The following is a 25,211-nucleotide window of genomic DNA, read 5'->3' on the forward strand; positions in this document are numbered from 1 at the left end:
GGTGGCGCCGTATGGCGATAGGGCTGGGGCCGGCCACACCGGAAGCGGCCGTCCTGCGCGGCTACGTCCTCATGGTACTCGACGCGCCCGACCTGCTGCCGCCATCCCGACGCGACACCGGACGATCCGGCATCGGCGCCGATGACCCGAGCCGAACAGATGACCGCAAGCCACAACGCCCGCCGACTCCTCGCCATCTCCTTCGGCGGGACCCCGGTCATGCTCGCCGGTCTGCTCCACACCGCCCGCAACTACCGGCTCAACCACCGAAGCCAGGCCATCAACCGGTTCACCAGGACCCTGGAACGGCTCGGCGCCGAGGTCGACGAGAGTGGCGTCGCCGTCCAGCCCATAGCGGCGCAGGATCTCCAGGTCGGGCCGCGGGTCGTGGCCGGCCTTGCGGTCGTAGCCGTCGACGTAGGTCGGGTCGAGGTGCTCCGGGCCGGCGTACGCCAGCTCGTAGAGCCACCAGTCGGGATGCTGCGGCGTCATCCGTCCTCCACCGGGTCGCACCGTCCGCTTCGGCCGGCATCGCGGACCGGGCCGGGACGCCAGTATCACCGCTCCGGTCACGCCGGGCACCGCATTTACCCCCGGCCTGCGGCATGGCCGCCGGCCCTCTAGGCTCCGGTGGCACAGGTGACCATCAAGGACCCGCGGGTGAGGCACGATCCACAGTCGGGCAGGGAGCGGCCGGCGATGAGCGGTGAAGAACGGATCGAACACGCCCGGCTGCTCTACGAACGGGCCGTTTTCGGCGGCGACGCCGACGCGCTGGGGATCGCCGAGCGGGAACTGGACGGAGTCGAGGCAGATCTCGCCCTGGCCCGCGGCCGGATCCTTCACGCGCGGTTTCTTGAGGACGGCACCGAAGATCCGCACGAGCTGGCCTTGTTCGAGCGTGCGGCGCAGCTGTACGAACAGCTCGGTGACGTGCGCGGCGAGGCCGAGGCACTGTTCTGGGTCGGCACGTTCCACCAGGTGGTCAGGGGGGACAACGACGGCGCGGTTCCGGCTCTCGCACGGTCGTACGAGCTGGCGACGCGGGCCGGTGACAAGTTGACACTCTCGTACGCCGTTCGGCACCTCGGCTTCGCGGACATGGCCGCCGGCGCCGGTGATGCGGCGCGTGAGCGGTTGACGGAATCCGTACGGCTTCGCCGGGAGATCGGGTTCGCACCCGGCGTCGCCGCGGGATTGCTTGCGCTGGCCTACCTGACCGCTGGTGAGGGGCACCGCGACGACGCGTTGGCACTGGTCGAGGAGGCGGGCGCGGTCGCCGAGGACTGCGGTGCCAAGGGCGTCCTCCGTTGGGTGGAGGAGGCACGGACGCAGCTGTAGGCGTCCGCTGTCGGTCCCGGCGGTCACTGGTGGCCGAAGGAGTGGGTCGCCGCTGCCGCAGGCGCCGCGCACTAGACTTCCCCGGCGATGGACGTGCGGAACCCCACCCCCGAGCCGCCGGCGGAGACCCGGCCCTGTGCCCACTGTGGACGGCCGGTGCCGCAGCGGGCGGCGGCGGGCCGGCCGTTCCGGTACTGCCGGGACAACGACGGCACCTGCCAGCGGGCCTCCCGCAACCAGCGGATGCGGCACCGCAACGCGCCGGGGCTGGCCGGTCAGGTGGCCCGCACCTGGGAGGTGGTCGACCGGCTCGACCAGGTCACCGAGGCACTCGCCGAGGCCCTGCACGCCGAACTCTCCCCGGTGGGGGTGGAACGCCGACTCGCCGAGGTGCGGGCCGAGGCGGCCAGCCAGATCGCGGCGGCCCAGACCGAACGGGACGAGGCCCGCCGGGAGGCCGAGGCGGCGGCGGTCACCCTGCACCAGGCCCAGCAGGCCGCCAGCGCGGCCGTCGCCGACCGGACCGCCGCCCGGGAGGAGTCCGAACGGGCCGCCCGGGCCGCCGAGCGGGCCGGTGCCGAGACCGCCGCCGCGCTCGCCGCCCGGGACGCGGCCCAGCAGGCGGAAAGCGCCGCCACCGCGCTGCGTACCCAGGCCGAGCAGGACCGCGACGCGGCCCGGCGCGACCTGCGGGCGCTGCGCACCGAGGCGGAGGCCGACCGACGCCGGCTGGCCGAACTGACCCGCGAACTGGCCGAGCTGACCCGGGACCGCGACGCGGCCCGCGCCGAGTCGGCCCGGGCGACCCGGTCGGCCGCCGAGGCGCTCGACCAGGCGGACCGGTTCCGGACGGCGGCGGAGCAGGCCCGGACCGCCGCCCGGAACTCCGCGACGGAGGCGGCCAGCTTCCGGGCCGAGGCGCAGCGGGCCGCGGCGGACGCCGAACAGGCCCGCGACACGGCCGCCACCGCCACCATTGAGCTGGAACGCACCCGGACCGACCTGCGGGCCGCCCGGGACGCCACGGCCGCCGCCGAGGCCCGGCTCGGCGAGCTGGCGGTACGCCTGTCGGCGGCGCAGGCCGACCGGGACGCGGCCCGGGAACGGGCCGCCCAGCTCTCCACCCAGGTCAGCGACCTCGCCGCCGCGCTGGCCGGGCTGAGCGCCCGGACCGTCGCCGGCAGCTCGACCGGCAGCCCGGCAACCGGCGGACCGCCCGCCGAACCGTGACCACCCGACGGGCGGGCGTACGCCGGCGCGGACGTCAGACGACATATCGCGGCAATTCACCACCTACGCGGGTGATCTCGATCACCACCGAGGAGATCCGGCTACGCTCGGAGCGTTTGACCACTTGTACGTTTCTGCCGGCGGCGGGAATCGCCCACCCGGCACCTGTCGTTACACCGATAAGAACCACCATCACGACCGAGGGGAAAGCCGATCATGGGCGAGCGCATGCTGCGCGGGAGCCGTCTGGGAGCAGTCAGCTACGAATCCGACCGCAACACCGAGCTTGCCCCGCGACAGACCCGAGAGTACCTCTGCGCCAAGGGCCACCAGTTCGAAGTACCCTTCGCCGTCGATGCCGAAGTGCCGATGACCTGGGAATGCAAGTTCGACGGCAGCGTCGCCCGGCTGGTCGACGGCAGCGAGCCTGAGCAGAAGAAGGCCAAGCCGCCGCGTACCCACTGGGACATGCTGCTGGAGCGCCGCTCCATCGCCGAACTGGAGAGCATCCTCGCCGAACGGCTCGAAGAGGTCCGCACCCGGCGCGGCCGGGCCTGACCCGAACAGCACACCCGCGACGCCCACCGCCCCCACGGCCCGCACGCCGTGGGGGCGTGCCGTCTCTGTTGACGCGCCCCGGACGGGGGCAGAGACCTCAGGGGCGGCGCGGCTCGACGATCTCGCCCTCGATCGCCCCACCAGCGGCGGCCGGTGGCGGCGGCCCTGGCTCGGCGGGCGGCGGACCAGCGTCCGGGCGCGGCTCACCCCGCCGGACCCGCACCCGACGCGGCCCGAACAGGTCCCCGGCGACCTGGCCGGAAACCCGCCGCTCGGCGACCCCCTGCACCTGCCCCCGCACCGCCCGGCGCACCAGCGGCACCGTCAGCAACACCCCGGCCAACCCGGTGACCAGGCCCGGAATCACCAGCAGCAACCCGGCGAGCAACCCGACCAGCCCGTCGCTGACCTGGCTGCCCGGCGGCCGGCCCGCCTCGACGGCGGCCCGGAACCCCCGCCAGGCCCGCAGCCCCTCCCGGCGCAGCAGGACCATCCCCGCCAGCGAGGCGGCGAGCACCAGCAGGATCGCCCAACCGAACCCGATCCACCGCCCGAGCAGCACGAAGACCGCGACCTCCACGATCCCGGTCAGCAGCAGTGCCAGCGGCACGAACCTCAACCCTCGGCGCATGTCACCCCATCCGGATGTCGGGCCCACAACCCCGTACGTCCAGCATGACACGCCGCCGGTCAGGGCCAGCGGAGCCGCTGGTCGCCACGGACCTCCGCCGACCGGCCCGACGCCGCCCGGCGGTCCGTCACCGACCAGAGCGTGACCCGCCACAACGCCTCGCCGACGATCACCGGACTCATCTTGCTCGCCCCCCGCTCCCGCTCGGCGAACGTGATCGGCACCTCCACCGTACGCAGCCCGGCCCGGTGCGCCCGCCAGGCGAGCTCCACCTGGAACGAGTACCCCTGCGAGGCGACCGAGTCGAGGTCCAGCCGGGCCAGCGCCGGCACCCGGTACACCCGGAAACCGCCGGTCGCGTCCGACAACGGCATCCCCAACGCCACCCGGGTGTAGAGGTTGCCGCCCCGGGACAGCAGCTGCCGGTGCCACGGCCAGGCCACCACCTGGCCGCCCGTCGTCCAGCGGGAACCGATCACCACGTCCGCGTCCCGGGCCGCGTCCAACAACCGGGGCAGCTCCTCCGGGGCGTGCGAACCGTCGGCGTCCATCTCCACCACCGCGTCGTACCCGTGCTCGGCAGCCCAGCCGAACCCGGCCACGTACGCCGCGCCGAGGCCCTGCTTGCCGGGCCGGTGCAGCACGTGCACCCGGGAGTCCGCCGCCGCCATCCGGTCCGCGACCGCGCCCGTGCCGTCCGGGCTGTTGTCGTCGACGATCAGCACCCGCACCTGCGGCGCCGCCCGGTGCACCCGCTCGACGATCACCCCGACGTTGTCGGCCTCGTTGTAGGTGGGGACCACCACCAGCACCCGGCCGACGCCCGGATAGCCGCCCCCGTGCCCGTCCGTCGCATCGTTCACCGCTCCTCCGCATCCGCCGGGTCGCCGGCCGTCGCCGCACCGACCCCGGGGAGCGGACGCCGGCGGGTCAGCGCCGCGCCGGCCAGCGCCGCCGCCAGGGCCAGCAGCGCCACCTCCGGCCACAGGCCGACCCGGGTGGCGACCGTACGGGTCTCCCCGAGGTGCATCTGCCGGGTCACCACCGCCGCGGTGTTGAACCCGGTCGCCCCGGTTACCCGCCCATCGGCCCCCACGAACCCGGAAACACCGACCGTCGACGCCATCAACGCCTCCCGGCCGTGCTCCACCGCCCGCAGCCGCACCATCGCCAACTGCTGCTCCGCCTCGGCGACGTCGAAGGTGGCGTTGTTCGTCTGCACCACGAGCACCTGCGCCCCACCGGTCACGGTGTCCCGGACCACCTCGTCGTAGGCGACCTCGAAACAGATCACGTCACCGAGCCGCACCCCGCCGACCCGCAGCACACCCGGCTCGGTGCCGGCGACGAAGTCGTTGCGTACCCGGTCGACCTCCTTGCTGACCAGCCGGGCCACGTCACGCAACGGCACGTACTCGGCGAACGGCACCGGATGCCGCTTGACATACATCTGCGACCCGTCCAGGCCGGAACCCGGCAGCCACACCAGCCCCGCGTTGCGCACCTGCCCCTCGTCCGGGCCGAGCAGCACCGCGCCGACCAGGATCGGGGCGCCGACCGCGTCCGCCGCCTCCGAGATCCGCCGCCCCGCCCGCGCGTCCCGGGTCGGGTCGACGTCGCTGGAGTTCTCCGGCCAGACCACCAGGTCCGGCCGCCGCGCCTCATCGGCCGCGACCCGCCGGCCCAGCTCGATCGTCGCCTCGACGTGGTTGTCCAGCACCGCCCGCCGCTGCGCGTTGAAGTCCAGCCCCATCCGGGGCACGTTGCCCTGCACGATCGCCACCTCGGCGGTCTCCGGCCCGGTACCGGCCAGCGGCACCAGCAGCCCGCCGGCCACCAGCGCGACCGCCCCGGCGGCGAACCCGACCCCCCGGCCGGCCGACGGCAACACCCGCGTGCCGTCCTGCGCCGAACCCCGCCACGGCCGCCACACCGCCGCCACCAGCAGCCCACCGGCCAACGCCACCGCGAAGGTGACGAGCGGAGCACCCCCGTACGCGGCCAGCCGCAGCAGCGGCGAGTCACCCTGGCTGAACGCCAGCCGCCCCCACGGGAAGCCGCCGAACGGAGTCCGGTCCCGCAGCGCCTCCTGCGCCACCCACGACACCCCGGTCACCAGCGGCCACGACCAGCGGAACCGGTCCACCAGCGGCCCGGTGAACGCCAGCGCCAGCCCCAGCAGCCCCAGATAGGCCGCCTGCAACCCGGACAACAGCAGCCACGGCACGTTACCGGTGTACAGGTTGGTCCAGCTCAGCATCGGCAGGAACAGCGCCAGCCCGGCCAGCGTGCCGAGCCCGAACCCGGCCCGCAACCGCCGCCGGTGCACCGCCGCCGACAGCAGCGCCACCCCGACCGGGGCCAGCCACCACGCCCCGTACGGCGGGAACGCCAGCAGCAGCACCAGCCCGGCGCCGACCGCCGCCGGCACCGCCAGCCAGAGCGGCAGCGGCCGCCCGGCCGGCCCGGCGGGCCGCCGGCCACTCTCGGCGCTCTCCGTCAGCTCGGCCGTCACCGTCACGCGCGCCTCACGTCTTCCTCGAAGGCCACCGGCTCCGACGCCGCTGACACCACCTGCGGAAGGCTACCGGCCGGCCACCCGAACCGGCACCCACACCGCCGCCGGCACCCAGGAAGATCGACGGGACGGGACGAGGCTCGGCGGGAAACGAAAATCGGGGCGCGGCCGACAGGCCGCGCCCCGATGCTCCCAGGCCCTCCCCGGCCGGTGTGGTAGGGCCCGCAGCTCGACCTTCGGACCGACCGGACGTGAACTGGCTGTTCCCGTCGGGCCGTTGTCTACTGGCCGTCTGCACCACCCTGCCCGAGCACCGGTAACCGCAGCCGGTTCGCGCCGCCCCGCCGACCCCCGCCCGCTGGACCTGGCCGTTGCGACGACACGTTCACATGCCGCTCGGCCAGCGGACGAAGGGACGAAGCGAACAACAGCCACTTCCCGTTGTAGGACTCAAAGACGGTACGTGGTACCCCCCGGGCACTGTCAACCGCCCCCGGGCCAGTCGTCGGAGTTGGATGCGGCGTGTCGGAGCCGCCGCGCCGGGCCACCTCCGGTTCGCCTTCCGTTCGCCCGCCGGAAACCCCCGGGCCGCCGGATCAACCGGCCAGCAGGTGCCGGTGCAGCAACCCGCCGGCGGCACCCGGATGCGCCGCCGCCAACAGCCCCGCCGCCGCCAGCACGTATGTGACGTCGACCACCGTACGGGCCGACCGGGGCAGCGCCCAGCCGCCCGGATAGTCGGTCAACAACCCGTCCAGCAGCCCGGCCGCGCCCGACCCGGCATGCCGGAACACCCCGCCGGAACCGACGAGCAGCCGCACCTCACGCAGGTCCCGCCCCGGCTGCCCGGCCGCACCACCACCCCGGGCGTGCCGGCGCACCGCCAGCACGGCCGCCAGCGCCGCGATCCGCCGCTCCGCCACCCGCTCCGGTCCCCCACCCACCAGCCGACCCGGATCGGCCGCCAGCGTGCCCGCCACCGCCGCCAACGGCTCCTCCTCGCCCGGCGACAGCAGCCGCTCCGCCGCCGCGGCCCGGACCACCCCGGGCGCGCTCCACCGCACCCCCAGATCACCCTCCACGGTCCGGGCCCGCCACAGCGTCCCGGCCGCCGGCCGCCCCGGACCCGAATCCCGCTCGTCCGGCACCAGCACCGAGTACACGTCCGTGGTCGCACCGCCGACGTCGACGACCAGCAGGTCACCGCCGAGCCGGTCGGCCAGCACCTCCACCCCGGTCAACACCGCGTCCGGGGTGGCCGCCCGGACCAGCCCGGCGAACCGGTTCCCCCGGGACAGCCGCTTGCCGCCGATGACGTGCCGCAGGAACACCTCCCGAATCGCCGCCCGGGCCGGCTGCGGCGCCAGTACGCCGATCGACGGCAGCACGTTGCCGGCCACTGTCACCGGCACACCCCGCCCGGCCAGCAGCTCACCGACCGCCGGGGCGGCGACCGCGTTCCCGGCCACCACCACCGGCACCCTGAAACGGGCCCGGGCCAGCCGGCCCGCGTTCGCGGTCAGCACCTCGGCGTCGCCGCCGTCGGTCCCGCCGACCAGCAGCACCACGTCCGGCCGGGCCGCCCGCAGCGCCGTCAACCCGGCCCCGTCGAGCCGACCCGCACCGACGTGCACCACCCGCGCCCCGGCCGACAACCCGACCTGGTGCCCGGCCCGCGCCGTGACCAGCTCCTCGTAGCCGAGCACCGCCAGCCGCAGCCCACCCCCGGCCGACGAGCAGACGTACCACGGCGCGGCGGCGGCACCGGGAAGCCCGGCGGTCGCCCGCGCCACCGCCGCGTCCAGGCCGTGCAGCACGTCGGTGCCGACCGTGGTCCGACCGGAGGCCGAGCCCAGCAGCGTGCCGTCGGCCAGGTCCAGCACCGCCACCTTCGTCCAGGTGGAGCCGACGTCCGCGCAGACCGCGTACGAGACCACCGCTACCGGGGCCCGCCCTCGACCGGCGCGCCGGCCGGCGGAACCACCACCGTCCCGACGGCGGTCACCGCCACCACCGGCGGATCGAGCACCTCGGCCGCCGACCCGCCCCGGTCCGGCCGCCCCCGGCACACCACCCGGCACTCCAGCTCCAACGTGCGGCTGCGGCTACCGACCCGGACCACCGTCGCCGCCACCTCCAGCACGTCACCGGCCCGGATCGGCGCGGCGAACCGCACGTCCGCGTACCCGGCGAACAACCCCTCGTCACCGTCGGTCCGGATACACACCTCGGTCGCCACGTCACCGAACAACCCCAGCGCGTACGCCCCGTCGACCAGGTTCCCGGCATAGTGCGCGTGCGAGTACGGCACGTACCGCCGGTGCAGCACCGTCAGCCCCAACCGCGGATCCGGAACCCCGTCCACCCCGGTCATCCGGCCACCCCTTCCGTCTCCCGGCCCACCGACCGGTCCCGACCACCGGCCGGCACCCCGGACGCCCGCCGATCCTCGGCGGCGCCCACCAGCCGGTGCACCAGATAGCTGGCCACCTCACCCGGCGTGGTGCCCCGGCCGAAGATCCGGTCCACCCCCAGCTCACCGGCCATCAACTCGTCGAACCGCGGGCCCCCGACCACCAGCAGCGGCCGCCGGCCCGCCGGCATCGCCTCCCGGAACGCCGCCGACATCTCCCGGGTGTTGTGCAGGTGCGCGTCCCGCTGCGTCACCACCTGCGACACCAGCACCGCGTCCGCCCGCTCCGCCCGGGCCGCCGCCACCAGCTCCGGCACACTCACCTGGGCACCGAGATTCGTCACCCGCAGCTCCCGGTAGTACTCCAGGCCCTTCTCCCCGGCGATCCCCTTCACGTTCAGGATCGCGTCGATCCCCACGGTGTGCGCGTCGGTGCCGATGCACGCCCCGACCACCGACAACTTGCGGCGCAGCCGCCGCCGGACCAGCGCGTTCACCTCCTTCGCCGACAACAGCGGATAGTCCCGCTCCACCACCCGCACCGCCGCCAGGTCCACCAGATGGTTCACCCGGCCGTAGACGACGAAGAAGGTGAAGCCGTCCCCCATCTGCCGGGCGTGCACCAGCATCGCCGGCTCCAGCCCCATCTTCGCCGCCAGTTGCAGCGCCGCGCCCTCGGCCCGCTTGTCGTGCGGCACCGGCAGGGTGAACGACACCTGCACCATCCCGTCCCCGGTCGCGTCCCCGTACGGCCGCACCACCGGACCGCCGGCACCCCGCCGCGCGCCGTCGGACGGCACCTCGGCACCGGACCCGCCCGCGCTCACGATCCCGCCTCCAGCAACTCCGTCGCCGGGTTGTAGTAGTCGTCGGCGTGCGCCGCCACCCCGGAAAGGCCCCGCCCCCGGTCCGCCGGCCGCTTCGTGATCCCGAACGTGCCGTCCGCGATCGCCGGCAACAGCCCACCGTCGACGATCCGCTCCAACAACGTCACCGCCTCGCCGAGCACCGTCGCCGCCCGCCGCTGGATGAACCCGCCCGGCGCCGGCACGAAGTCCTCGTGCAGCCCGCCGGCCGCCCCCAGCACGTACCGGACGTTCTGCAGGGCGATGTCCCGGTCCGACAACCACGGCGTCACCACCGCCTCGGTCATCATCCCGACCAGCAGGATGCCCTGCCCGGTCATCGCACCCACCAGGTTGAAGAAGCCGTCCAGCAGGTTCCCCCGGAACACGTCCCCGGTCATGTGCCGGGTCGGCGGCATCCACTTCAACGGCGCGTCCGGGAACAGCTCCCGGGCCAGCAGCGCGTGCGCCAGCTCCAGCCGGAACGACTCCGGCAGGTCCGGGTCGATCTCGAACGCGTGCCCCAGCCCCAACTGCGCGTCCGGCAACCCCGCCTCGTGCGCGAAGTACTCGTTGAGCAGCTGCGACACCGTCACCGTGTGCGCCTCGTCGACCGCGTCCGCCGTGGTCAGGTAGTTGTCCTCACCGGTGTTGATGACGATCCCCGCCCGGGCGTGCACCTGCCGGGAGAACCGCTGGTCCACGAAGGTCCGCACCGGGTTGATGTCCCGGAACAGGATCCCGTACATCGAGTCGTTGAGCATCATGTCCAGCCGCTCCAGGCCGGCCAGCACCGCCATCTCCGGCATGCACAACCCGGAGGCGTAGTTGGTCAACCGGACGTACCGGCCCAACTCCCTGGAGGACTCGTCCAGGGCCGCCCGCATCAGCCGGAAGTTCTGCTGCGTCGCGTACGTCCCCGCGAAACCCTCCCGGGTCGCCCCCTCCGGCACGTAGTCCAGCAGGGACTGCCCCGTCGACCGGATCACCGCGATCACGTCCGCCCCGGCCCGCGCCGCCGCCTGCGCCTGCGGGATGTCCTCGTAGATGTCCCCGGTCGCCACGATCAGATAGATCCACGGCCGCTGGGCCGGATCGCCGTGCCGGCGTACCATCCGGTCCCGTTCCACCCGACGGCGGTCGATCCGGCCCAGACCCGCGCCGACCGCCCGGCGCGCCGCCGCCCGGGCCGACCGGGCCCGCCGGCCCGCCGGCACCTCGAACCGGACCGACCCGGCCGCCGCCTTCTGGGCCAGCAACGTCAGCGCCGCACCGACGTCCGCAGTGGCCGGCGCCGAACCGAGCTCCCGCAGCAGCGCGTCGAAGACCGGCACCGCCACCCCGTGCCGCAGCCCGACGTCCACCACCACCGCGTCGAGCAGCCGGTTCACCCACGGAATCCCGTCCGGGTCCGCACCGGTCACCCCGGCCAGCCGCAGCACCGCCCGCTCCACCGACACCGTCGTGTGGCACCGGGCCAACTCCACCACCGGCTGCCCGGCCCGGCGGGCCAGCTCCCGCGCCCGGGCCACCAACACCGGATCCAGCGCCAGCTTGCCGACCGGATCCGGCACCGACCCGGCAACCCGAACCGGCACCCGCGTGCCCGCCGCCGCGCTAACCGACGCCATCGACCAACCCCCAGTGTCGCGTCACGACGCGTCCTCCTCGCCGTAGATGACCGAGCCGCGCAGCACCGTCCGGCGACACGTCGGCAGCGGCGTCGGATCCTCCGGGCCGCGCTCCTCCGGGCTCGCCGACACCAGCACCGGCAGCCCGCCGTCCACCCCGGCCGGCGTCGACCAGACCGCGAACGTCGCCGCCGCGCCCGGCACCAGCGACCCCTCGGTCAGCCGGGGATCCCGGCCCGCCGCATCCCCCGGCACCGCCAGCCAGCCGCCCCGGGTGTGCGCCGCGAACGCCGCCCGGGCGCCCATCCGCTGCGCCGGGTTGAAATGCGCCATCGCCGCCCGCACCGAACCCCACGGGTCCAACGGCGTCACCGGCGAATCCGAACCGAACGCCAGCGTCACCCCGACCCCGTGCATCGCACCCATCGGATTCGACTCCAGCGACCGCCGCACCCCCAGCCGGGACGCGTACATCTGCCGCTCGCCACCCCACAACCGGTCGAACGCCGGCTGCATGCTCGCCACGATCCCGTACTCGACGAAACCGGCGATCATCCGCTTGTCGACGATCTCGGCATGCTCGACCCGGTGCCGGGCCGCCCGCAACCGCTCCACCCCGAGCACCCGCGCCGCAGCCGCGAACCCGGCCAGCACCGTGTCGACCGCCGCGTCCCCGATCGCGTGGAACCCGCCCTGCATCCCGTGCCCGGCACAGTCCAGCAGATGATCCCGCACCTGCTCCGAGGTCAGGTAGCCGTGCCCGCACGCCCCCGGCGCACCGTCTTCGTACGGCACCGACAGGAACGCCGTACGCGCACCCAGCGCCCCGTCCGCGAACAGGTCGCCACCCGCGCCGACCGCACCCAGCTCCCGGGCCCGGGCCGCGCCCATCAGCTCACCCCAGTAGCCGTACACCTCCGGGCCGTCCACACCGGACAACCCCAGTACGGCCATGAAATCCGCCTCGCCGGAGATCTCCGGACCACCGCACTCGTGCACCGCCGCGATCCCCAGCGACGCCGCCCGGCGCAACGCCACCCGCTGCGCCGCCCGCCGCTGCGCACCGGTCACCGACCCGAGCGCCAACTCCCGCACCACGTGGTGGGCCTCCCGGCGCAGCCACCCCGAGGCGTCGAAGCCCGGCACCCCGGGAACCCGCGGCACCGCCGCCAGCAGCGCCGACGAACAGAGCGCCGAGTGGATCGACGCCTGGGACAGGTACACCCGCCGGCCGCCGGCCGCCCGGTCCAGCTCCGCCGCCTCCGGCACCCGCCGGTCCGGCCAGGCCGACTCGTCCCAGCCGTGCCCGAGCACCACCGCGTCGACCGGCAACCCGGCCGCGAACCCGGCGACCGCCGCGCAGACGTCCGCCGCCGAACGCGCCCCGGACAGGTCCAGCCCGGACAGCGCCAGCCCGGTGTCGGTGGCGTGCACGTGCGCGTCCACGAACGCCGGGGTCACCAGCGCGCCGTCGAGGTCCAGCACCCGGTCGGCGGCCGGGGCGTCGGCGTCCGCGCCGAGCCAGTCGATCCGGCCGTCCCGGACCAGCAGCGCGGTGGCCTGCGGATCCGCCGGGGAGTACAACCGGCCGCCACGGTAGAGCGTCGAGGGATTCGGCACCGCAGTCGAGGGGTTCGTCATGGCATCAGTCTGCCGCCAGCCGGTCGGCGAACAGCGCCCGCACGCCCGGCACCGTACGCAGCAACGACAGCGCGTAGTCGGCGTGCCCCGGCAGGTAACCGTTGCCGATCAGCATCGTCACGTCCGCGGCCAACCCCTCGGCACCGAGCGCCGCCGCGGCGAAACTCGTCGCCATCGAGAAGAAGACCACCGTCCCGCCGTCGGCGGTGGCCAGGATCGCCCCGTGCTCGCAGCCGGGCACGTCCACGCAGACCACAGTCACGTCCGCCGGAGCACCCAGCGCACCCGTCACCGCCGCCGCCAGCGCCACCGGGTCCCGGGCGTCGGCGAGGACCACCTCGTCGGCCAGGCCGGCGGCGACCAGCCGGTCCCGCTCGACCGGCACCGGCACCACCCCGACCGTCCGGGCGGCCCCCGCCTGCCGGGCGGCGGCCAGGGCCAGCGAGCCGCTCTTGCCGGCCCCGCCGAGCACCGCCACCCGGGGCGCCGGATATCCGCGCACCGTGCGGGCGGTCAGCGCCGGCGCGCCGCAGACGTCGAAGACCGAAAGGCTCAACCGGGGGTCGAGGTCGTCCGGGAGTACCGCCACGATCGAACGGGCGAACAGGATCGCGTGCCCGGCGCACGGCACCTGCTCGGAGCGGCCGTCCCAGCCGGCCAGCTCGTCGGTGACCGCCAGCGGGGTCAGGGTGAGCGAGACAAGCGTCGCGACCCGGTCACCGGGCCTCACCAGCAGCGGCGACTCCGGCCCCACCTCGGCGACCGTGCCGACCAGCATGCCGCCGGAACCGGTGACCGGATTGTGCATCTTGCCGCGCTCGCGGATGATGCCCAGCACCTCGGCCCGGACCGCCGCGCCGTCCCCGCCGTGCTTCTCCGACAACTGCCGGAAGCTCGCCGCGTCCAGGTTCAGCCGCTCGATCCGGATCCGCACCTCGTCGGCGCCGATCTCGCCCCCGGCGTCCAGCCGGTACGCCGCCTGGGGCAGCACCCCGGCCGGCTCCCGGACCCGGTGCAGCCCGACCGCCGAGGTCGCCGCCGCCGCGTTCTCCCGGGTTCTCCGCACCCCGCCTCCCCCCGACGCCCCGCCCGTCCCGCCCGATCTTCTTCGGGCGGGGCATCCCGTGCGGCGGGGCATCAGCCCTTCAGACCCACCGGTGACGGGAAAACTTACGGCAGGATATTTCCTCGACGGGAAATCTTCCAGTAGCGTTCGAGGTCAAGGTCAGATCGAGGCCCCACCGGCCTCCGAACGACCGGTACCCGAAAGACTGGAGGAGGCGCCGTGACCCAGGTCGAACCGGCAACCGCCGTGCTCGCCCCCCGCGACCCCGCCGGACCGGCGCACCCGGACCCGACCGAGCGGCCCGGCACCGGCCAGCCGTACGAATACCGCCGCCGCGCCCTGGTCGAGCCCGACTGGACCCGCTTCCCCGGCTGGCGGCACGTAACCCGCGAACAGTGGGAGTCCGCGCAGTGGCAGCGGGCCAACTGCGTCAAGAACGTCAAACAGCTCCGTGCCGTCCTCGGCGACGGCGTCGACGACGACTGCTACGCCGACCTCGGCACCGACCAGGCCACCCAGGCCACCATGTCGATGCTGGTCCCGCCACAGATGCTCAACACGATGATGCCGGACGGCCCGGTCGGCACCGACGCCTTCCGGGCCGACCCGATCCGCCGGTACATGCTGCCGCTCGCCGGCGACCGGCGCACCGACTGGCCCTCCCACCCGTACGCCACCCGCGACTCGCTGCATGAACACGACATGTGGGTCGCCGAGGGGCTCACCCACCGCTACCCCACCAAAGTGCTCGCCGAACTGCTCTCCACCTGCCCCCAGTACTGCGGGCACTGCACCCGGATGGATCTGGTCGGCAACTCCACCCCGACCGTGCACAAGCTCCGGCTCAGCCTCAAGCCCGTCGACAGGTACGACGCGCACATCGACTACCTGCGCGCCCACCCCGGCGTACGGGACGTGGTCGTCTCCGGCGGCGACGTGGCCAACGTGCCGTGGCGGAACCTGGAGTCGTACCTGATGCGGCTGCTCCAGATCGAGACGATCCGGGACATCCGGCTGGCCACCAAGGCGCTTGCCGGACTACCCCAGCACTGGCTCCAGCCCGAGGTGGTGGAGGGACTCGAACGGGTCGCCCGGACCGCCGCCCGGCGCGGCGTCAACCTCGCCATCCACACCCACGTCAACCACGTCCAGTCGCTCACCCCACTGGTCGCCCGCGCCGCGCAGACCGCCCTGGAGGTCGGCGTCCGAGACGTCCGGAACCAGGGTGTGCTGATGCGCGGCGTCAACGCGACCGCCGCCGACCTGCTCGACCTCTGCTTCGCACTCCAGGGGGAGGCGGGAATCCTGCCGTACTACTTCTACATGTGCGACATGATCCCGAACGCGGAGCACTGGCGGGTGCCGGTCTGGCACGCCCAGCGGCTCCAGCACGACATGATGGGCTACCTGCCCGGCTACGCCACCCCGCGGATCGTCTGTGACGTGCCGTTCGTCGGCAAGCGCTGGGTGCACATGGTCACCGAGTACGACCGGGAACGCGGCATCTCGTACTGGACCAAGAACTACCGTACGTCGATCGAGTCCGACGACCTCGCCGCGCTCGACCGGCGGTACGCCTACTACGACCCGATCGACAGTCTGCCCGAGGCCGGCCGGGCCTGGTGGGCCCGGCACGGCGCTCAGACGGATCACTGAGGACGGGTCGACGGACGACCTCAACGGTCGAACGTCTCCCTGGCGTTGCGGCCGGCATCCTTCACGTTGGAGCCGGCCTGCTTCGCCTTGGCCCGCATCTGCTCGGAGGCGCCCTCGCCACGCATCTGCTCGTTGTCGGTCCGGTCGCCCATCCGCTCCTTGGCGGCGCCCTTCAACTCCTCCGCCTTGTTGCGCATCTTGTCCATGGCACTCATGTCGCACTCCTCACTCGATGCCTCCGCTCGCGGCGGCTGCTCGCAGGTCGCTTGCCCGGCAGGGCTGCCATGAAACCTGCCTAATCTAGGCGCACCGCCGCTAAACGGATCTTCCGGGCAGCCCCACTTCGATGCCGGCAGCGCTTCGGTTGGCTGTCACTGCGGGCACATCGCGTACGGCATCCTAGGACGCTAGCTTGTAGGGGCGGAAACTCCATGCGCGCTCGACATCGACTGACTTCTATGAGACGGTGTCCACCCCGGCAGGAAGGACGGCGGCGGTGCGAACGAAGAGCCGGCTCGGATCGCTCGGCATGTCGCTGGTCGTCGGCGCGGCGGCCGTCCTGGTGGCGGTGACGGGGACGCAGACGCCCGTCCAGGCGGCGCCGGTCACCATCACCAACGGCACCCAGTTCCGGGACACCGGCGGCAACCTGCTCCAGGCGCACGGCGGCGGGGTGCTCAAGGTCGGTGACCACTACTACTGGTTCGGCGAGAACCGCAACCCGGACAACACCTTCCGGGCCGTCTCCGTGTACCGCTCCACCAACCTGCGCGACTGGGAGTTCCGCAACAACGTACTCACCCAGGCGTCGGCCGCCGAGTTGCAGGTCGCCAACATCGAACGGCCGAAGGTGATCTACAACGCCAGCACCGGCCGGTACGTGATGTGGATGCACAAGGAGAACGGCTCCAACTACAACGAGGCCCGCGCCGCCGTCGCCTCCGCCGCCACCGTGGACGGCAACTACACCTACCACGGCAGCTTCCGGCCGCTCGGCCAGCACATGTCCCGGGACATCACGCTCTACAACGACAACGGCACCGCATACATGATCTCGGCCGCCGACGAGAACTACGACCTGCACATCTACCGGCTCACGCCGGACTTCCTCAACATCGCCACCCTGGTCGGCAACTTCTGGAACGACGCCCACCGCGAGGCACCGGCGATGTTCAGGCGCGGCAGCACCTACTTCCTGCTGACCTCCGCGGCGACCGGCTGGAACCCCAACCAGGCCAGGTACGCCACCGCGGCCAGCATCACCGGCCCGTGGAGCGGCTGGACCAACGTCGGCGACTCGACCACCTTCCGGTCCCAGCCGACCTACGTGCTGCCGGTCCAGGGCAGCTCCACCACCAGCTACCTCTACCTGGGCGACCGCTGGGCGGGCGCCTGGGGCGGACCGGTGAACGACTCCCAGTACGTCTGGCTGCCGATCAGCTTCCCGTCCAGCACCAGCATGAGCCTGAGCTGGTATCCGTCGATCACGATCGACACCGCCACCGGCACCGTCACCGGCCAGTCGCCGCCCTACTACCGGATCACCGCCCGGCACAGCGGGAAGGTCCTCGACGTGGTGAGCAACTCCACGGCCGACAACGCCGAGGTCAAGCAGTACGCCTGGAACGGCGGCGGGAACCAGCGGTGGGAGTTCCAGGACGCCGGCGGCGGATACTTCCGGATCGTCAACCAGAACAGCGGCAAGTGCCTCGACGTCGCCGCCGCCTCGACGGCCGACGGCGCCAACATCATCCAGTACGGCTGCGGCGCAGGCAGCAACCAGCAGTGGCAGTGGGTGGCCACCGGCAGCTACCACCAGCTCCGGGCCCGGCACAGCGGCAAGTGCCTCGACGTGGTCAGCGGCGGCACCACCGACGGCACCGACGTCACCCAGTACAGCTGCGGCAGCGGGACGAACCAGCAGTGGACCCGGACCCAGTCGTGAGACCGGAGGTGTCCTGAGCACGGCTAGGATCGGGCGATGGCGGAGATCGTCCTCGTCCGGCACGGGGAGACCAGCTGGAGTGCCAGCCACCGGCACACCTCGTACACCGATCTGGAGCTGACCCCGGACGGCGAGCGGCAGGCCAGCGGGATCGCCGGAGAACTCGGCGGGCGTTCCTTCGCCGCCGTGCTCGCCAGCCCCCGGCGGCGGGCGCTGCGCACCGCGGAACTCGCCGGGCTGACCGTCAGCGAGGTGGCCGACGACCTCCGCGAGTGGAACTACGGCGAATACGAGGGGCTGACCACCCAGCAGATCCGCCGGGACCGCCCGGACTGGCTGCTCTGGACCGACGGCTGCCCCGGCGGGGAGTCCCCGGAGCAGGTCGGTGCCCGGCTGGACAGGGTGTTGGCCCGGGCCGCCGAGCTGCTGGACAGCGGTGACGTGGCTCTGGTCGCGCACGGGCACAGCCTGCGGGTGGCCGGGGCGCGCTGGATCGGGCTACCGGCCGGTGACGGCGGCCGGCTGCGCCTGGACACCGCGACGGTCTCCACGCTCGGCTACGAGCACGGCCGCCCGGTCATCCTGCGCTGGAACTCGCCGGGTCGGGCGGCAACGCCCGCAACCGGGTCGACGCCGGGTCCGAACTGACCTTCGACGTCGCCGGCAGCTTCGGCGGGCGGCTCTCGTACGGGATGGAGAGCACCACGGTCGTCCGGGTGGTGACGTTGGCCGCCGTGCGGATCTCCTGGAGCACCCGTTCCAGGTCCACCGGACTGGCCACCCGGACCAGCAGCAGGTAGAAGTCCTCCCCCGCCACCGAGTAGCACGAGTCGATCTCCGGCAGGTGGGCCAGCCGCTCCGGCGCGTCGTCGGGCTGCGACGGATCCAGCGGCCGGATCGCCACGAAAGCGCTCAGCGGCAGGTCGATCGCCTCGAACGCGATCCGCGCCGCGTACCCCTTGATCACACCGCGTTGCTCCAGCCGGCGGACCCGCTGGTGCACCGCGGAGACCGACAGCCCCACCCGCTCGGCCAGATCCGTGTACGACAGCCGGCCGTCGGCGGCCAGCGCCGCCACGATCGCCCGATCGGTCTCCTCCACGGCGTGCAACCTACCGGTAAAGCCCGGCCCGGACGACTCCGAACCGGTCGCGTCGGCGCGGCACGTCATCAGGTCGACAGCTGGCGGCCCCGGCACGACAGCCGGCGGCGGCACCGCCGGACGCGCCGGCGGACGGCCCCGACAGCGCTCAGCGGGCCAGCGAGCGGGCTATCACCAGGCGTTGGATCTGGTTGGTCCCCTCGACGATCTGCAACACCTTCGCCTCCCGCATGTACCGCTCGACCGGGTGGTCGGCCACGTAGCCGGCGCCGCCGAGCACCTGCACGGCGTCGGTGGTCACCCGCATCGCGGTGTCGGTGGCGAAGAGCTTCGCCTTGGCCGCCTCGATCGAGTACGGCCGGCCGGCGTCCCGGAGCCGGGCCGCGGCCAGGGTCAGCGAGCGGGCCGCCGACACCTGGGTCGCCAGGTCGGCCAGCAGGAAGCCCAGCCCCTGGAAGTCGATGACCGGCTGGCCGAACTGCTCCCGCTGCCGGGCGTACCCGACGGCGTAGTCCAGTGCCGCCTGGGCCAGCCCGACGGCACAGGCGGCGATGCCCAGCCGACCGCTGTCCAGCGCCGACATGGCGATCCGGAACCCCTCCCCCTCGGCGCCGACCAGCCGCTCGGCCGGGACCCGGGCGTCGTCGAAGGCGATCTGGGCGATCGGCGAGGCGCGCAGCCCCATGGTCCGCTCCGGGGTCTGCGGCACGATCCCGGCGGTGCCGGCGTCGGCGAGCAGGCAGGAGATGCCCCGGGCGCCGGGACCGCCGGTGCGGCAGAAGACGTTGTAGAAGTCGGCGTTGCCGGCGTGCGTGATCCACGCCTTGGTGCCGGAGACGAGGTAGTCGTCGCCGTCCCGCCGCGCCCGGGTGGCCAGCGCCGCCGCGTCGGAACCGCCCTGCGGCTCGGAGAGGCAGTACGCGCCGAGCAGCTCGCCGCCGAGCATGTCCGGCAGCAGCTTGCGTACCTGCTCGCCGCCGTAGCCGGCCACCGGGAAGCAGGAGAGGGTGTGCACGCTCACCGCCTCGGCCACCGCCAGCCAGCGGCTCGCCAGGACCTCCAGCACCTGGAGGTAGACCTCGTACGGCTGGGCGGCGCCGCCGTACTCCTCCGGGTAGGGCAGGCCGAGCAGTCCGGCCCGGCCGAGGGTACGCAGCAGCTCGCGCGGGAACTCGCCGCGCTGCTCGAAGTCGGCCGCCCGGGGTGCGACTTCCCGGTCGGCGAGTTCGGTGACGAGGTCGAGCAGTTCGTACGCCTCGTCGCTGGGCAGGATCCGGTCGACCGTCATAGCCGCACCAACTCCCCGGGAATGGTGTTCAGCCGCTCTACCCCGTCCGGGGTGCAGACCACGATGTCCTCGATCCGGGCGCCGTGCCGCCCGGCCAGATAGATCCCCGGCTCGACCGAGAACGCCATTCCCGGTTCGAGCGGCAGCGCGTTGCCGCCGACCAGGTACGGGTCCTCGTGTCCGTCCAGCCCGATCCCGTGCCCGGTGCGGTGCAGGAAGGCGGCGCCGTAGCCGGCCTCGGTGATGACGTCCCGGGCGACCGCGTCCACCGCCGCCGCGCTGACGCCGGGGCGTACCGCACCGACCGCGGCCCGCTGGGCGGCGTGCAGCACCTCGTAGTAGTCGACGTACTCCGGCGGCGGTGTGCCGAGCACGTAGCAGCGGGTGGAGTCGGAGCAGTAGCCGGACGGCATGGTGCCGCCGATGTCGACCACCACCGGCTCGCCGACCTCGATCGTCCGGTCGGAGGTGCCGTGGTGCGGGCTGGCGCCGTTCGGGCCGGCGGCGACGATCGCGAAGTCGGCGCTGGCGTGGCCCGTTTCCCGGATCGCCATCGAGATGTCGGCGGCGACCTGCGCCTCGGTCCGGCCGGGACGCAGCCACTGCGCCATCCGGGCGTGTACCGCGTCGATCGCGGCGCCGGCGGAGCGCAGCGCCGCCACCTCGGCCGGCGACTTGCGCAGCCGCAGCCCGCGCAGCACCTCGCCGGCCAGCCGCTGGGTGCCTCCGGGCAGCGCAGCCCGGAGCGCGAGGACCTGCTCGGCCCACATCCGGTCGCCGAGCCCGACCGCACCGACCGGCCCGCCCAGGGCGCGCACCACCAGCGGGTACGGGTCGCTGCCGTCCGGATGGTCCACGATTCGCACCCCGGCGCGGGGTGCCGGGGACGCCTCGGCGGCCGGACGCTCCAGGGTCGGCACGACCAGGGTGGGTGCACCGGTCGCCGGCAACACCAGGCAGGTGAGCCGCTCCAGGGCGTGTGCGTGGTAGCCGGTCAGGTAGCGCAGGTCGGAGCCGGGCGGAATGAGCAGGGCGTCCAGCCCGGCGTCCGCGGTGGCCCGCTGGGCCGCCGTCAGCCGGTCCGGCGGATAGAGTTCTTCGTCACCCACCGGAATAGCTTAACGGTCGTTCGGGTGGAATCACGCCCCGGAGCGCATCGGAAGCGGGAGCTGCCCGATGGCCGCGGCGCGCCGCGGGAGCTGCCCGATGACCCCGCCCGGCCGCGGGACCGTGGCCGGGCGGGTGGGGCTGCGCCGGGATGTCCGGGGGTTGTGCCAGGCTGTCCGGGTGACCGACAGCCGCCCCCTGCTCCTCGTCGACGCCCCGAGCCTCTACTTCCGGGCCTACTTCGGCATCCCGGAGTCGGCCGCGAAGGCGCCGGACGGCAGCCCGGTGAACGCCGTCCGGGGCTTCCTCGACATGCTGGCGACCCTGATCCGCACCCGCCGGCCGGACCGGCTGGTCTGCGCGCTGGACTACGACTGGCGCCCGGCCTGGCGGGTGGCGCTGCTGCCGTCGTACAAGGCGCACCGGGTGGCGCCGGAGGGCGGCGAGGTGGTGCCGGACACCCTCTCCCCACAGGTGCCGCTGATCGTCGAGCTGCTCGCCGCGATCGGCATCCCGGCGATCGGGGTGGACGGCTACGAGGCCGACGACGTGCTCGGCACGCTCGCCGCGACGGCACCGGCACCGGTGGAGGTGGTCTCCGGCGACCGGGACCTGTTCCAGCTCGTCGACGACAGCCGTCCGGTCCGGCTGCTCTACTGCGGGCGGGGCGTGGCGAAACTGGAGGACTGCGACGACGCCGCCGTACGGGCGAAGTACGGCGTGCCGGCCGCCGGTTACGCCGACTTCGCCGCGTTGCGGGGCGACCCGAGCGACGGCCTGCCCGGGGTGGCCGGGGTCGGTGACAAGACCGCCGCCCGGCTCGTCGAGCGGTACGGCGACCTGGACGGCATCCTCGCCGCACTGGACGACCCCTCGTCCGGCTTCGCCCCCGGGCTGCGGACCAAGCTGAACGCGGCCCGGGACTACCTCGCGGTCGCGCCGAAGGTGGTCCGGGTGGCTCTGGACGTGCCACTGCCGCCGCTTTCCCCGACCCTGCCGACCGCGCCGGTCGACACCGACAGGTTGCTCGCGCTGGCCGAGCAGTGGAACCTCGCCGGACCGTGCCGCCGGCTGGTGGACGCCCTCGCCGGCAACAGCGTGCCCGCCTGAGCTGCCCCGCACGGTTTTACATCGTCGGCGACGACCGTCCGCGCCGAGACACTCCCGGCTCGGTAGCCGGTGGCGACGTGCCCGTGGCGACGATTCCGCCCGCGTCCTCGGGCGCATCCCTCGGCGCCGCGCCGGCGACCTGTCCCAGGAATTGCGCCCCGACGTTTCGCGGAATTGTCCGAGGGTACTGCCCGCCAATCCACCGGAGCGGAACGTCGCAGGTGGTGGCCGCTGTCGCGCTGATCCCTGGTAGTCGGTTCCCGGCCTCCCCAAAAGGGGTGTTACCACCTACCGGGGAGTTGAGGAGAAAGAATGAATAGCGGAGTGCGAATCGGACTCGCGGTGGGTTTCGGTTATCTTCTCGGTCGGCGGAAGAAGCTCCGGAGCGCTCTCGTCCTGGCTACCGCCGTGGCGGCCGGGCGGGCCAGCCGTGGTCCGGGCGGCCTGCTGAAGCAGGGCCAGCAACTCCTTCAGTCGTCCCCCCAGTTGAGCGGCCTCAGCCGCCTCGGCAGCCCGCTCGTCTCGGCCAGCCGGGCCGCCGCGACTGCCGCCGCCGGAAGCCGCATCGACGCCCTGAGCGGCCGGTTGCGCGGCGGCGCGGACGCCCTGCGCCGCCGTTCCTCCGCCGCCGACGCAGACGGCGACCAGCCCGAAGAGTCAGGCCAGGACCAGCCGCAGCGCAGCGCCCGGAGCCGGGACGAGAACCAGCAGGCAGCCGCGCCGGAGCCGGAACGCGGGAACGCCGGCAGCCGGCGGGGGCGGTGACCATGGCCGAGGACGTCAAGCCCGGTGGTCTCGCCACCAGGGCCCGTGACCAGCTCGGGGGTGAGCTGCGCAACCTCGCCTCGGCGATCGGTGAGCGCGCGGCGGCGGCCCTGACGGAGAAGGTCACCGGTGCGACCGGGCGCCTCAACGAGTACGCCCGGCAGGGCGGCGGCCCCGGCCTCGTCGCCGCGGCCACCGGCGCCCAGAAACTCGCCGAGGGGCAGCACCCGGTGAAGGCCATGTTCCAGGCCGGCCTGGCCGGCGGTAAGGAGAGGGTGATGTCAGCTCTCGGCAGGAGCGGCAAGGGCGGCGGCAAGGGCGGCTCGAAGAAGCTCAAGGTCACCAACATCGTCGAGTCGATCGAGGTCGGCGTACCGGTCCGGGTCGCGTACAACCAGTGGACGCAGTTCGGCGACTTCCCGAGCTTCATGAAGAAGGTCGAGACCGTCGACGCGGACAGCGACGAGAAGCTGACCTGGAAGGCGCAGGTGTTGTGGTCGCACCGGACCTGGGAGTCGACGATAATCCGGCAGATCCCGGACCGGCTGATCCACTGGCGTTCGAAGGGCGAGAAGGGCTCGGTCGACGGCACCGTCAGCTTCCACGCGCTCACCCCCGACCTGACCCGCATCCTGGTCGTGCTGGAGTACCACCCGCAGGGGTTCTTCGAGCACACCGGCAACCTCTGGCGGGCCCAGGGCCGCCGGGTGCGGCTGGAACTGAAGCACTTCGTCCGGCACGTCATGACGCAGACGGTCCTCGACCCGGACGCCGTCGAGGGCTGGCGGGGCGAGATCGAGGACTCCCAGGTGGTGCGGGACCACGAGACGGCCCTGCGCGACGAGCAGGAGCGGCGGGAGGAGGAGGAAGAGCAGCCGGCCGGGCAGGAACGCGAGGAGCGGCCCGCCGGCCGCCGCCGACCCGCGCAGCGCCGCCGCCCGCGCGACGAGGAGTACGACGAGTACCCGGAAGACGAGTACGACGAGTACGACGAGGAGGAGGAGCCGGAGGAGGAGCCGCGTCGACGCCGGCCGGGACGGGCCCGCCGCCCGCAGCCTCCCGAGGAGCCGGAACGTCCCCGCCCGGTCCGCCGGGTCTCGGAGCCGTCCCGGCGCCCCGTGGCCCGACGCCGGCGGGAGGAACGAGGCGAATGACGGTCGCGACGCTGGACCGCGGCCGGCGGTGCGCTGGAGCGGGCGTTCCGGGTCTGGAGCACCGGCCGTCGCGGCCCTGGCCGGGCTGGCGGGTGCCGGCTCAGAAGGGCTGGCGGGTCCTGAAGGGCCGGCCCGGGTCGGTGCTCGGGGCGGAGCGCCGCACAGCGCCCTCGGCGGGAAGTCCCTGGGCACGCAGCTCGGCAGCCCGGTCGGCCGCGAGCCGCTCGGCGGCCCGGTCGGCCAGGTACGCCGAGGCGGCCCGGTCCTCCTCCGTCGGGCTGGCCAGCAGCGCGTAGAAGAGCACGAACGCCACGAAGACCACGATCAGCATGATCGGCAGCAGCAGGTTCGCCCCGCTGGCCCCGGTCGGTGCCGGCGCGGCCGGCTGGTGGTGCACGGCCATCGCCGCCATCCCGGTGTAGTGCATGCCGCTGACCGCGCAGCCCATCACGAAGGCGGCACCGGTCACCGCCCGGGTGGAGCGTACGGTGACGGCCAGCCAGAGTGCGGCGCTCGCCGCGACCACCGCGATCAACACCGACACCACCACCAGCGAGGTCTGGTAGTCGACCCGGCCGCGCATCCGCAACGCCGTCATCCCCAAGTAGTGCATGGCGGCCACCCCGAGGCCGGCGAAGATGCCGCCGAGCAGGATCCGGGGCCAGGCGACCTGTCCGGAGTACACCGCCACGAACAGGCCGAGCCCGACGGTGCCGATCGCCACCAGGGCGCTGGCCACGGTGAGCGGCACGTCGTACCGGATCGGGTTGCCGGCCACGCTGAACCCGAGCATCGCGGTGAAGTGCATCGTCCAGATCGCGGTGCCGCCGATCGCCCAGGAGGCCAGCGCCAGCCACCAGACCCGGCGCCCGGGAGTACGCGCCTCGCGGACCCGTACCGCGCAGAGCAGTCCCAGGAACGAACCGAGTACGGCGAGGCCGTAGCTCAGCACGGGCGTCACCCAGCCGTACTGGAAGTGGTCGATGCTCGCCATCTCGGTGGTCTCCTCGCGCCGTCGCACGGCGGTTCCGCGCCGGGATGATGATCACTTGCGGTCGGAGCAGCCACAACGGTGCGTTCGGGCGCATCTGCCGGCCGACGGCCGTGGGAAGGGTGACCGGAAAGATCATCACCGGAGGAGTGCCGGTTGGGCTGACCGGAGCGACCGGCTGCCTGAACAGCCGACGCCGGCTCGATCACCCGACGCCGG

The 25,211-nt window shown here is 73.6% G+C and carries 23 protein-coding genes and 1 pseudogene; 9 read left to right on the plus strand and 15 right to left on the minus strand.

Annotated features, from left to right (window positions below; all coding sequences use genetic code 11):
- Positions 1–69 precede the first annotated feature (69 nt).
- The gene (locus tag O7626_RS14655; RefSeq protein ID WP_278061723.1) at positions 70–492 is read right to left on the minus strand and encodes a hypothetical protein; all 423 of its coding nucleotides are present in this window, start codon (positions 490–492) and stop codon (positions 70–72) included.
- A gap of 147 nt (positions 493–639) precedes the next feature.
- On the opposite strand from O7626_RS14655, the gene O7626_RS14660 reads away from it, so the two are divergent.
- The 3 genes from O7626_RS14660 to O7626_RS14670 all read left to right on the plus strand — a co-directional run bounded on the left by O7626_RS14660 (position 640) and on the right by O7626_RS14670 (position 3,129).
- Complete coding sequence (locus tag O7626_RS14660; RefSeq protein ID WP_347404786.1) at positions 640–1,341, plus strand: tetratricopeptide repeat protein; 702 nt, start codon at positions 640–642, stop codon at positions 1,339–1,341.
- Positions 1,342–1,428: 87 nt separating this feature from the next.
- Positions 1,429–2,571, plus strand: a complete 1,143-nt coding sequence (locus O7626_RS14665; RefSeq protein WP_278061724.1) for a hypothetical protein — start codon at positions 1,429–1,431, stop codon at positions 2,569–2,571.
- Positions 2,572–2,787: 216 nt separating this feature from the next.
- Entirely contained in the window at positions 2,788–3,129 is a 342-nt protein-coding gene (locus O7626_RS14670; protein ID WP_101366032.1) for an RNA polymerase-binding protein RbpA, read from the plus strand.
- A gap of 97 nt (positions 3,130–3,226) precedes the next feature.
- Here the strand turns inward: O7626_RS14670 and O7626_RS14675 are convergent, their stop codons facing one another.
- The 9 genes and pseudogenes from O7626_RS14675 to O7626_RS14715 form a co-directional block, all read right to left on the minus strand.
- The gene (locus O7626_RS14675; RefSeq protein ID WP_278061725.1) at positions 3,227–3,760 is read right to left on the minus strand and encodes an FxsA family protein; all 534 of its coding nucleotides are present in this window, start codon (positions 3,758–3,760) and stop codon (positions 3,227–3,229) included.
- Between the two features lie 59 nt (positions 3,761–3,819).
- Positions 3,820–4,623, minus strand: coding sequence for a polyprenol monophosphomannose synthase (locus O7626_RS14680; RefSeq protein WP_278061726.1), 804 nt, complete (start codon positions 4,621–4,623; stop codon positions 3,820–3,822).
- Positions 4,620–6,275, minus strand: a complete 1,656-nt coding sequence (gene lnt / locus O7626_RS14685; RefSeq protein WP_278066159.1) for an apolipoprotein N-acyltransferase — start codon at positions 6,273–6,275, stop codon at positions 4,620–4,622. Before lnt ends, O7626_RS14680 begins: the two co-directional genes overlap by 4 nt.
- Before the next feature lie 599 nt (positions 6,276–6,874).
- Complete coding sequence (locus O7626_RS14690; RefSeq protein ID WP_278061727.1) at positions 6,875–8,215, minus strand: glutamate mutase L; 1,341 nt, start codon at positions 8,213–8,215, stop codon at positions 6,875–6,877.
- 2 nt (positions 8,216–8,217) lie between these two features.
- Positions 8,218–8,652 carry a hotdog fold domain-containing protein gene (locus tag O7626_RS14695; protein WP_278061728.1) on the minus strand — a complete coding sequence of 145 codons (435 nt, stop codon included), beginning with the start codon at positions 8,650–8,652 and terminating at the stop codon, positions 8,218–8,220.
- 86 nt (positions 8,653–8,738) lie between these two features.
- A pseudogene (locus O7626_RS14700) lies at positions 8,739–9,452 on the minus strand (OAM dimerization domain-containing protein); the annotation flags it as partial.
- Positions 9,453–9,514: 62 nt separating this feature from the next.
- A complete protein-coding gene (locus O7626_RS14705) occupies positions 9,515–11,167 on the minus strand; it encodes a lysine 5,6-aminomutase subunit alpha (protein ID WP_278061729.1) in 1,653 nt (550 codons plus the stop codon).
- Between the two features lie 21 nt (positions 11,168–11,188).
- Entirely contained in the window at positions 11,189–12,787 is a 1,599-nt protein-coding gene (locus O7626_RS14710; protein WP_278066160.1) for an amidohydrolase family protein, read from the minus strand.
- A 25-nt stretch (positions 12,788–12,812) separates the two neighbouring features.
- On the minus strand, positions 12,813–13,799 hold the full coding sequence (locus tag O7626_RS14715; protein WP_278066161.1) for a zinc-binding alcohol dehydrogenase: 987 nt from the start codon (positions 13,797–13,799) through the stop codon (positions 12,813–12,815).
- A 321-nt stretch (positions 13,800–14,120) separates the two neighbouring features.
- Between O7626_RS14715 and O7626_RS14720 the strand changes: the two genes are divergently transcribed.
- The gene (locus O7626_RS14720) at positions 14,121–15,530 is read left to right on the plus strand and encodes a lysine 2,3-aminomutase (RefSeq protein ID WP_278066162.1); all 1,410 of its coding nucleotides are present in this window, start codon (positions 14,121–14,123) and stop codon (positions 15,528–15,530) included.
- A gap of 20 nt (positions 15,531–15,550) precedes the next feature.
- Here the strand turns inward: O7626_RS14720 and O7626_RS14725 are convergent, their stop codons facing one another.
- A complete protein-coding gene (locus tag O7626_RS14725) occupies positions 15,551–15,745 on the minus strand; it encodes a CsbD family protein (protein ID WP_278061730.1) in 195 nt (64 codons plus the stop codon).
- Positions 15,746–16,026: 281 nt separating this feature from the next.
- Between O7626_RS14725 and O7626_RS14730 the strand changes: the two genes are divergently transcribed.
- Positions 16,027–17,475: an RICIN domain-containing protein gene (locus tag O7626_RS14730; RefSeq protein ID WP_278061731.1), complete on the plus strand. Its 1,449-nt coding sequence runs from the start codon at positions 16,027–16,029 to the stop codon at positions 17,473–17,475.
- Positions 17,476–17,511: 36 nt separating this feature from the next.
- A complete protein-coding gene (locus O7626_RS14735; protein WP_278061732.1) occupies positions 17,512–18,123 on the plus strand; it encodes a histidine phosphatase family protein in 612 nt (203 codons plus the stop codon).
- Here O7626_RS14735 and O7626_RS14740 read toward each other — a convergent pair.
- From O7626_RS14740 to O7626_RS14750, 3 genes are all read right to left on the minus strand, one after another.
- Positions 18,053–18,577: an Lrp/AsnC family transcriptional regulator gene (locus O7626_RS14740; RefSeq protein WP_278061733.1), complete on the minus strand. Its 525-nt coding sequence runs from the start codon at positions 18,575–18,577 to the stop codon at positions 18,053–18,055. The genes O7626_RS14735 and O7626_RS14740 overlap by 71 nt on opposite strands.
- A gap of 148 nt (positions 18,578–18,725) precedes the next feature.
- Positions 18,726–19,865 (minus strand): acyl-CoA dehydrogenase family protein, encoded by a 1,140-nt coding sequence (locus O7626_RS14745; protein WP_278061734.1) that lies wholly within the window; start codon positions 19,863–19,865, stop codon positions 18,726–18,728.
- The gene (locus tag O7626_RS14750; RefSeq protein ID WP_278066163.1) at positions 19,862–20,980 is read right to left on the minus strand and encodes a Xaa-Pro peptidase family protein; all 1,119 of its coding nucleotides are present in this window, start codon (positions 20,978–20,980) and stop codon (positions 19,862–19,864) included. Before O7626_RS14750 ends, O7626_RS14745 begins: the two co-directional genes overlap by 4 nt.
- Before the next feature lie 172 nt (positions 20,981–21,152).
- On the opposite strand from O7626_RS14750, the gene O7626_RS14755 reads away from it, so the two are divergent.
- The 3 genes from O7626_RS14755 to O7626_RS14765 all read left to right on the plus strand — a co-directional run bounded on the left by O7626_RS14755 (position 21,153) and on the right by O7626_RS14765 (position 24,001).
- Complete coding sequence (locus O7626_RS14755; protein ID WP_278066164.1) at positions 21,153–22,082, plus strand: 5'-3' exonuclease; 930 nt, start codon at positions 21,153–21,155, stop codon at positions 22,080–22,082.
- Positions 22,083–22,394: 312 nt separating this feature from the next.
- Positions 22,395–22,847, plus strand: a complete 453-nt coding sequence (locus O7626_RS14760) for a hypothetical protein (protein WP_278061735.1) — start codon at positions 22,395–22,397, stop codon at positions 22,845–22,847.
- 2 nt (positions 22,848–22,849) lie between these two features.
- Positions 22,850–24,001 (plus strand): SRPBCC family protein, encoded by a 1,152-nt coding sequence (locus tag O7626_RS14765; protein ID WP_278061736.1) that lies wholly within the window; start codon positions 22,850–22,852, stop codon positions 23,999–24,001.
- A gap of 100 nt (positions 24,002–24,101) precedes the next feature.
- Here the strand turns inward: O7626_RS14765 and O7626_RS14770 are convergent, their stop codons facing one another.
- Complete coding sequence (locus O7626_RS14770; protein ID WP_278061737.1) at positions 24,102–25,022, minus strand: MHYT domain-containing protein; 921 nt, start codon at positions 25,020–25,022, stop codon at positions 24,102–24,104.
- Between the last annotated feature and the right edge of the window lie 189 nt (positions 25,023–25,211).

The organism is Micromonospora sp. WMMD1102 (assembly GCF_029626265.1).
Classification (GTDB): Bacteria; Actinomycetota; Actinomycetes; order Mycobacteriales; family Micromonosporaceae; genus Plantactinospora.

Excerpts from the sequence above, each read along its gene's own strand:
- O7626_RS14655 (WP_278061723.1), bottom strand. The coding sequence starts at position 492 with ATGACGCCGCAGCATCCCGACTGGTGGCTCTACGAGCTGGCGTACGCC.
- O7626_RS14670 (WP_101366032.1), top strand. The coding sequence starts at position 2,788 with ATGGGCGAGCGCATGCTGCGCGGGAGCCGTCTGGGAGCAGTCAGCTAC.
- O7626_RS14765 (WP_278061736.1), top strand. The coding sequence starts at position 22,850 with ATGGCCGAGGACGTCAAGCCCGGTGGTCTCGCCACCAGGGCCCGTGAC.
- O7626_RS14675 (WP_278061725.1), bottom strand. The coding sequence starts at position 3,760 with ATGCGCCGAGGGTTGAGGTTCGTGCCGCTGGCACTGCTGCTGACCGGG.
- O7626_RS14725 (WP_278061730.1), bottom strand. The coding sequence starts at position 15,745 with ATGAGTGCCATGGACAAGATGCGCAACAAGGCGGAGGAGTTGAAGGGC.
- O7626_RS14705 (WP_278061729.1), bottom strand. The coding sequence starts at position 11,167 with ATGGCGTCGGTTAGCGCGGCGGCGGGCACGCGGGTGCCGGTTCGGGTT.
- O7626_RS14665 (WP_278061724.1), top strand. The coding sequence starts at position 1,429 with ATGGACGTGCGGAACCCCACCCCCGAGCCGCCGGCGGAGACCCGGCCC.
- O7626_RS14760 (WP_278061735.1), top strand. The coding sequence starts at position 22,395 with ATGAATAGCGGAGTGCGAATCGGACTCGCGGTGGGTTTCGGTTATCTT.
- O7626_RS14695 (WP_278061728.1), bottom strand. The coding sequence starts at position 8,652 with ATGACCGGGGTGGACGGGGTTCCGGATCCGCGGTTGGGGCTGACGGTG.
- O7626_RS14735 (WP_278061732.1), top strand. The coding sequence starts at position 17,512 with ATGGCGGAGATCGTCCTCGTCCGGCACGGGGAGACCAGCTGGAGTGCC.
- O7626_RS14745 (WP_278061734.1), bottom strand. The coding sequence starts at position 19,865 with ATGACGGTCGACCGGATCCTGCCCAGCGACGAGGCGTACGAACTGCTC.